Below are 1,306 nucleotides of genomic sequence, written 5' to 3'. Positions count from 1 at the left end.
GCCAACCTGAGCATCCAGGGCCCGGCCAACGAGGCCGTGGACGAGGCGGTGAACCGCCTCACCGCCAGCGGGGTGCTCTCGGTGGTGGCCGCCGGCAACTTCTCGGCCGACGCCTGCTCCACCTCCCCGGGCCGTGCCGAGGGCGCGCTGAGCGTGGGCTCCACCGACTCCGCCGACCGGCTCTCGGACTTCTCCAACTACGGCCAGTGCGTCAACCTGCTCGCCCCGGGCAGCGACGTGGTCTCGGCCGGCATCGCCGGGGACACGGCCTGGACCACCATGAGCGGCACCTCGATGGCCGCCCCACACGTGGCCGGCGCTGCCGCGCTGCACCTGCAGCAGCACCCCGAGGCCACGGTCGCCGATCTCACCTCGGCCCTGCAGCGGACCGCCACCCCCGATGCGGTGGGCGGCACCAACGGGTCGCCCAACCTGCTGCTCGACGCCGCCGAGATGGGTCAACCCTCGGCCTGAGCACCACCCCCCGACGGGGTGATCGGTCAAGGAGGACCGGTCACCCCGTCCCGCTTTGCCCAAGAACGGGTCAAGACTTGGTCAGGTACCTGTCCTCCTCCCACACCGCACCAGAAACTCCGTCTACCGGCCGGGCTCGCACACCCCCTCCCCCCTCGCCCGGCCACCCCTCGCACAAGGAGTTCCGATGCGCCTGTCGCGTACCACCCTCGCCCTCACCGCCGCCACCGCCCTCACCCTGGGTGCCGGTAGCGCCACCGCCGCGCCGTTCACCGCCCCCGACGCCCAGCCCGCCGCGCAGCAGGCCGAGCTGCTCGACGTCCCCGACTCCGGCTACATCGTGATGCTGGAGCTCCCCTCCACTGTGAGGTCCGGCCCCTCGGCCATGGCGTCCCCCACCGCCCGGGCCGCCGTGGCCAGTGCCACCCAGAAGCAGGCCGACCGCTGGGCCGCCAAGGGCGTCAGGGTGGGCGACCGCTTCACCGCGCTCGGTGGCTTCACCGCCGACCTCACCCCGGCCCAGGTCAGGGCCCTGCGCAACGACCCGTCCGTGGCCTCGGTGACCGAGAACCGCACCGTGTCGGTGGCCGGCAGCCAGACCAGCGCCCCGTGGGGTCTGGACCGCGTGGACCAGGCGGACATGCCGCTCAACGGCACGTACAGCTACGAGTCCACCGGCGAGGGCGTCACCGCCTACGTCATCGACACCGGCATCCGCGCCACCCACGGCGACCTCTCGGGCCGCGTCTCCGGCGGCGCCAGCGCCATCAACGACGGCATGGGCACCAACGACTGCCAGGGTCACGGCACCCACGTGGCCGGCACCGTCGGC

General features: G+C 73.4%; 2 protein-coding genes. Both read left to right on the top strand.

Annotated elements, in window-relative coordinates; all coding sequences use genetic code 11:
* Positions 1–474 (top strand): S8 family serine peptidase (locus HMPREF3099_RS06770; RefSeq protein ID WP_168168471.1); only part of this gene is annotated, 474 nt, incomplete at its 5' end.
* Between the two features lie 187 nt (positions 475–661).
* A partial coding sequence (locus HMPREF3099_RS13485; protein WP_237769784.1) for a protease inhibitor I9 family protein occupies positions 662–1,306 on the top strand: 645 nt, incomplete at its 3' end.

Source organism: Kytococcus sp. HMSC28H12, from assembly GCF_001816045.1.
Classification (GTDB): domain Bacteria; phylum Actinomycetota; class Actinomycetes; order Actinomycetales; family Dermatophilaceae; genus Kytococcus; species Kytococcus schroeteri.
The sequence above is the reverse complement of the archived record's forward strand: the minus strand, read 5'-3'. Positions and strand labels throughout refer to the sequence as shown.